5 protein-coding genes and 1 pseudogene are annotated in these 6,175 nt (G+C 74.8%); 2 read left to right on the top strand and 4 right to left on the bottom strand.

From position 1 onward, the window contains the following. Positions 1–100 precede the first annotated feature (100 nt). Positions 101–268, bottom strand: coding sequence for a hypothetical protein (locus tag DKT69_RS38885; RefSeq protein WP_201749543.1), 168 nt, complete (start codon positions 266–268; stop codon positions 101–103). A gap of 76 nt (positions 269–344) precedes the next feature. Further along, a complete protein-coding gene (locus tag DKT69_RS08505; RefSeq protein ID WP_109801032.1) occupies positions 345–692 on the bottom strand; it encodes a GroES family chaperonin in 348 nt (115 codons plus the stop codon). A gap of 153 nt (positions 693–845) precedes the next feature. Here DKT69_RS08505 and DKT69_RS08500 point away from each other — a divergent pair, with 153 nt between their 5' ends. Further along, positions 846–2,153 carry an AI-2E family transporter gene (locus DKT69_RS08500; protein ID WP_377534163.1) on the top strand — a complete coding sequence of 436 codons (1,308 nt, stop codon included), beginning with the start codon at positions 846–848 and terminating at the stop codon, positions 2,151–2,153. An 87-nt stretch (positions 2,154–2,240) separates the two neighbouring features. Here DKT69_RS08500 and DKT69_RS08495 read toward each other — a convergent pair. After that, positions 2,241–4,418, bottom strand: a pseudogene (locus DKT69_RS08495) (ATP-dependent DNA helicase); the annotation flags it as partial. 111 nt (positions 4,419–4,529) lie between these two features. Between DKT69_RS08495 and DKT69_RS08490 the strand changes: the two are divergent. Beyond that, positions 4,530–5,036 carry a DUF402 domain-containing protein gene (locus DKT69_RS08490; protein WP_109801030.1) on the top strand — a complete coding sequence of 169 codons (507 nt, stop codon included), beginning with the start codon at positions 4,530–4,532 and terminating at the stop codon, positions 5,034–5,036. Between the two features lie 7 nt (positions 5,037–5,043). Here the strand turns inward: DKT69_RS08490 and sigJ are convergent, their stop codons facing one another. Next, on the bottom strand, positions 5,044–6,003 hold the full coding sequence (sigJ, locus tag DKT69_RS08485; RefSeq protein ID WP_109801029.1) for an RNA polymerase sigma factor SigJ: 960 nt from the start codon (positions 6,001–6,003) through the stop codon (positions 5,044–5,046). Positions 6,004–6,175: the final 172 nt, after the last annotated feature.

The raw sequence follows: 6,175 nt of genomic DNA, 5'->3' as shown, positions 1-6,175 counted from the left end.
CCTACGGCCCGCCCGGCTGGTACGGCCCGCGACCGGCCGCGCCCTGGCCCCCCGGCACCTGATCGCCGACCGCCGACGCGGGGCGGGTGGTGGCGGGTAGTCAGGTCATCAGGCCGGTCATGAAGTCGCCGAGGCCTTGGAAGATGGCCATCAGCGCCGCTCCGATCCCCTTGAACATCTGGGCCGCGCCGTCCGGGCGGAACGCTATGAAGTAGATCAGGAAGCCGACGAAGCCCCACAGCAGCAGCTTCTTCAGGAATTCCGGCATCGTCCCTCCCCAGGGCGCTGGAGGTGCCTGGCTTCCCGTCGGGAAGGAAGGCAAACGACGTCCGGGTGGGGAGGGCCTAGAGGTAGAGGCCGGTCGAGCCGGTGGGCTCGTGCTCCACCCGTTCGGCGGCGACGGCGTGCACGTCGCGCTCGCGGAGGAGGACGTACCCGCGGCCGTGCAGCTCGACCTCGGACCGCTCGTCGGGGTCGAAGAGCACCCGGTCGCCGGCGACGATCGAGCGCACGTGCGGGCCCACCCCCACCGCGGTGGCCCAGGCGAGGCGCTTGCCCACCGCCGCGGTCGCCGGGATCACGATGCCCGCGGTGGAGCGGCGCTCGCCCTCACTGCCCTCCATACGCACCAGCACGCGGTCGTGCAGCAGGCGGATCGGCAGGCCGGAGTCGAGGTTCTGGTCGGCGGTCACGCGAAGACGCTACCGCGTGCGCCGCGGTCGATCGTGCGGTGGTTGAGCGGAGTCGAGCGGGGGCAATGTGTGGCGGAACCGGCCTAGGGTGGGACGGACGGACGTATCCTGCCCCCCTGTGTCGTGGGCGGGCCAGCTTTGCGGGAGGTGCGCTTGAGCCGCTTCGAGCGGGTACGCGGACGGCTCCGTCACGCGTACGAGTCGGGACGTGAGTCGGTGCGCGCGCGCCGTGACGACCCGGCGGACGAGCCCGACGACCCGGGCGTGGCCTCGCCGGCCTCGCCGGCCTCGCCGGGTCCGGTGGCGCCGCCCTCGGCGACGGTGGTGGGCGCGGAAGCGCCGGCCACCATGCACAACTCCACCTCCAGCCGGGACGACGCCGACGTGCCGCACGCGCTGCGGATCGCCGCCGCCTGGTCGTGGCGCCTGATCGTGATCGGGCTCGTCACCTGGGGATTGCTCAAGATCGTCGGCACCATCCGGATCGTGATCATTCCGCTCGCGGTGGCGCTGCTGCTCTCGGCGTTGCTCGCCCCCGCGGTCGGCTGGCTGCTCAAGGCCCGCTTCCCCCGGTCGCTGGCGACCGGCGTGGTGCTCGTCGGCGGGCTGGCCGCGGTGGTCGGCACGCTGACCCTGGTGGTGAACGAGTTCATCCAGGGCGTGCCGAAGCTGAGCGAGAAGTCGTCGGAGGGTGTGCGGCAGATCCAGAACTGGCTCAAGACCGGGCCGCTGCACCTCTCCGACGGCCAGCTCAACCGGTACATCGACGAGGCGCAGGGCTGGGTCAACGGCAACACCTCGAAGGTCACCAGTGGTGCCCTTTCCACCGCGGCCACCCTGGCCGAGGTGCTCACCGGCACCATCCTGGTGCTCTTCGCGACCTTCTTCTTCCTCCGCGACGGCAAACAGATCTGGCGGTTCCTGGTCCGGCTGCTGCCGGTCGCCGCCCGCTGGAAGGTCGACGACGCCGGCCGGGCGTCCTGGTCGACGCTGGGCGCGTACGTCCGGGCCACCGTCCTGGTCGCCTTCATCGACGCGGTCGGCATCGGCATCTTCCTGGTCGTCTTCGACATCCCGTTCGCCTTCCCACTGGCCGCGCTGGTCTTCCTGGGGGCGTTCATCCCGATCGTCGGGGCGGCCCTCTCCGGCGTCGTGGCGGTGCTGGTGGCGCTGGTCGACAGCGGGCCGATCAAGGCCCTGATCATCCTCGGCGTGGTGATCGGCGTGCAGCAGTTGGAGGGGCATGTGCTCCAGCCGCTGATCATGGGGCGCGCCGTGGCCATCCACCCGCTGGCCGTGATCATCGGGATCGCCGCCGGCGTCGTCCTCGCCGGGATCACCGGGGCGCTGGTCGCGGTGCCGCTGATCGCGGTGCTCAACACGGCCGTTCGGCGGCTCGCCGCCCGGACCGTGCCGGACACCCCGCCGGACGCGGTGGTCGTCGCCTCGCAGGCGCCCTGAGTTGACCGGAATTGACCGACGGGGACGGTCAGCGACCCATGTGGAGGGAGCGGGCGGACGGCCGACGGGGTCGTCCGCCTGCTCCCGTCAGCTCTTCCCGAGCCGTTCCAGGGCGCCCCGGGCCACGTCCGGCCGGGTGGTGTACCAGAACGGCGGCAGCGAGCGCCGCAGGAACGGGCCGTAGCCGCGGGCGGTCTCCAGCCGGGAGTCGAGCACCGCGACGACGCCCCGGTCCCCGGTGGCCCGGATCAGCCGCCCCACGCCCTGCGCCAGCCGCACTGCCGCGATCGGCACGCTCACCGCGGCGAAACCCGACCCGCCGCTCGCGTCCACCGCCGCGGCCCGGGCCGCCGCGAGCGGCTCGTCCGGGCGCGGGAAGGGCAGCCGGTCGATCACCACGAGCTGGCAGGCGTCGCCCGGCACGTCCACCCCCTGCCAGAGCGACATCACCCCGAACAGGCAGCTCGACCGCTCCTGCCGGAACCGGCGGACCAGCAGCGGCAGCGCCTCCTCGCCCTGGAGCAGCACCGGCAGGTCGGTCCGTGCGCGGAGCAGCTCCGCGGCCTGCTGCGCGGCCCGGCGCGAGGAGAAGAGCCCGAGGGTACGCCCACCGAGTGCCCCGGCCAGCGCGAGCAGCTCCTCGCCGGCCGCCTCGGGCAGCCCGGAGACGCTGGGGCGGGGCAGGTGCGCGGCGACGTAGAGGATGCCCTGCCGCGCGTAGTCGAACGGTGAGCCGACGTCGAGCGAACACCAGCCCGGCCCCTCGGTGGCCGGCACGGTGCCGGTGGCGGCCCGGCTGCCCGGCGTGGCGGCGACCGGCGCGGGCGGGACGGCGTCCCCACGCGCCGTGCTGGCGGCGAGGGCGGCGGCGGCCGGGGTCGGCGGGGCGGGCGGCGGCGCGTCGAGTCCGAGCGCTCGGGCCACCGTGTCGAACCGGCCGCCCAGCGCGAGGGTGGCCGAGGTGGCGACCACGGTGCGCTCGTCGTACAGGTGGGTGGCGAGGGTGCCGGCGACGGAGAGCGGGGCGACCACCAGGGCCCGGCGGCTGCCGTTGTCGGGCTTCTCCACCCAGGCCACGTCGTGGTCCGCCTCCTCCAGCAGCCGCTGGGCGGTGGTGGAGAGCTCGTCCAGCACCGCCTTCGCCTGCTGCTTGCGGACCGGGTCCGGGTCGTCGGCCTTGACCTCGCCGATCGCCTCCAGCGCTGCCCGGGTCGCCGCGTCGAGCAGCGTGCACGCCTCGCGCAGCGGCCCCGGCAGCCCGCCGGTCAGCCGCCCGGCGGGCACCTCGGCCAGCCCGACGGCGAGGGCGTCGCCGGCCTCGGTGAGCCGTTCGGCGACGTCCGGGCGCAGCAGTGGCCGGGCCCGCCGGGCGGACCGGTCGATCAGCTCCGGGACCAGCTCGGCCTGGGCGGCCGAGGAGACCCGGTCGGCGAGCTCGTGCGCCTCGTCCACGATGAGCAGCTTGTGCGGCGGCACGATGTGCCGGCCGGCGAGCATGTCGACGGCGAGCAGGCTGTGGTTGGTGACCACGATGTCCGCCTCCCGGGCCCGGGCCCGGGACGCCTCGGCGAAGCACTCCTGACCGAACGGGCACCGGCTCGCGCCGACGCACTCCCGCGCCGGCATGGAGACCGTCCGCCAGACCTGGTCGTCCACGCCCGGGTCCAGCTCGTCCCGGTCGCCGGTGGCGGTCTCCTCGGCCCAGTCCCGCAACCGCTGGATCTGCTTGCCGAGCCGGCCCGCCTCGCCCAGCCACTTCGTGCCGCCGCCGCCCGGGCGGGCGGCCGGGGCGTCGAAAAGGGTCTCCTCCGGCTCGTCCTCGGTGGAGTTGTCCAGCCGGGCCAGGCAGAGGTAGTGGTGCCGGCCCTTGAGCACGGCGAAGGTGGGCCGCCGGCGGAGCAGCGGCTCCACCGCGTCGGCGAGCCGGGGCAGGTCGTGGTCGACCAGCTGGGACTGCAAGGCCAGGGTGGCGGTGGAGACCACGACCGGGCCGTCCACGGTCAGCGCCGGGGCGAGGTAGGCCAGCGACTTGCCGGTGCCGGTGCCGGCCTGGACGAGCAGGTGCTCGCCGGAGGCGATGCTCCGCTCGATCGCCTCGGCCATCTGCTGCTGGCCCGGGCGGGTGGCCCCGCCGGGCACCGCGCCGACCGCGGCGGCGAGCAGGTCGGCCCCGCTCGGCCGGGTGCCCCGACCCTTCCGGGACGCGGCGGGACCGGTGGCGGTGCGGGGCGGAGTCACCGTGCGACGGTACCCGTCGCCGCCGACACCGGGCGCGCCCATCCGCCGCGTGGCGTCGTCGCGGCATGCGTCCGCGCGGGTCGCGTCCGGTTACCTGCCGATCGCGTCGCGTGGCCGGAATCGGTTAGGGTGCCAGTCATGCCGAGCGACGTGGTCCGCGTGATCTACCGCAAGTACGACGGCAGCGCCCACCGCGACTACCCGGCCCGTCGGCTCGCCGAGGACGACCTCGGTGTCTGGCTCGGCGTGCCGGCCGGCACCGAGTCGGTCTACCACGGCCGGCCGTCGGTCGAGCAGATCCCCTTCGTCCTGCTGGTGCCGCACCACGGCTGGTGGACCGGCATGTTCAACCCGCCGCCGCGGACCAGCGAGGTCTACTGCGACATCGCCACGCCGGCCCGTTGGGAGGGCGACGACACGGTCCACCTGATCGACCTCGACCTGGATGTGGTGCGTCGCCGGGCGACCGGCCTGGTGGAGTTGCGGGACGAGGACGAGTTCGCCGAGCACCGCGAGCGGTTCGGCTACCCCGACGACGTGGTCGCCGAGGCCCAGTCGGCGGCCCGCTGGCTCTTCGGCGCGCTCGGCGACGGCACCGAGCCGTTCGCCACGTCGTACCGGAAGTGGCTGGCCCTGGTGGTCTGAGCCGACCTCACCAGCGCAGCGGCCAGGTCTCCTCGGCGCCCAGCGGTGGGAGGTCGCGCACCTTCTCCGGGTTGAGCTGGTTGAATACGCCGGTGATCCGGCCGGAGTGCACGGCGAACGCGGTCACCAGCCGGATCGGCCGGCCGTCCCGGTGCACGGTCTCGGCCTGCCAGCCGAGGGCGCCGTCGACCAGTGCGGGCCGGGCCAGCAGCCGGCCGCCGTACCGGCCGGCCTGGCCGAAGAGGCCGAGGATGAAGCGGGCCACCGCGTCGGCCCCGACGACCGGCCGGCGGGCCGCCGGGAAGTGCCCGCCGCTGTCGCCGATCAGCACCACGTCCGGGGCGAGCACCTGGACCAGCCGGTCCAGCTCGCCGGACTCCACGGCGGCGGCGAACGCGGTCAGCACCCGCCGCTGCTCGGCCAGGTCGGCGGTGTGCCGGGGGACGTCCGGGGCGGTGACCGCCCGGCGGGCCCGGGAGGCGAGCTGCCGGGCCGCGGCGGGTGTGGTGCCGAGCACCTCCGCGATGGTGGCGAACGGCACCGCGAAGACGTCGTGCAGCACGAACGCGACCCGCTGTTCCGGCGCGAGCCGTTCCAGCACCACCAGCAGCGCCGTGCCGACCTGGTCGGCGCGGACCGCCCGTTCGGCCGGGTCGGGGGCGAAGCCGTCGGCCGTCGGGACCGGCCGCACCACCGGCTCCGGCAGCCACTGGCCCGGGTAGGCCTCCCGGCGTACCCGCGCGGAGCGGAGCACGTCCAGGCAGATCCGCGAGCAGGTGGTGGTGAGCCAGGCGCGCAGGTCCCGGATCTGGGCGCGGGCCGCCGGGTCGGCGAGCGCGGCGGCGTACCGCAGCCAGGTCTCCTGGACCGCGTCCTCGGCTTCGCTCCGGCTGCCCAGCATCCGGTGGGCGACCGCCATCAGGTGCCCGCGCTCCGCCTCGAACTCGGCATCGAGATCCACTGCCATCACGTCCCTCCCCGCAGCCGCATTCTCCCCCTCCTCTGCACGTCCCGCCGCCCCGGAACGTGACGGCCACCGCGACTCGATGCCGAATCCTGCCCGACGAGGGCGCGGAACGGGTTGAACGGGTGTTCACACCGCCCTGATCGACCGGGCGGCGGGCAGGGGAGGGGTTGTC

Source organism: Micromonospora sicca (assembly GCF_003172935.1).
In the GTDB taxonomy this organism is placed as follows: Bacteria; Actinomycetota; Actinomycetes; order Mycobacteriales; family Micromonosporaceae; genus Micromonospora; species Micromonospora sicca.
The sequence above is the reverse complement of the archived record's forward strand: the minus strand, read 5'-3'. Positions and strand labels throughout refer to the sequence as shown.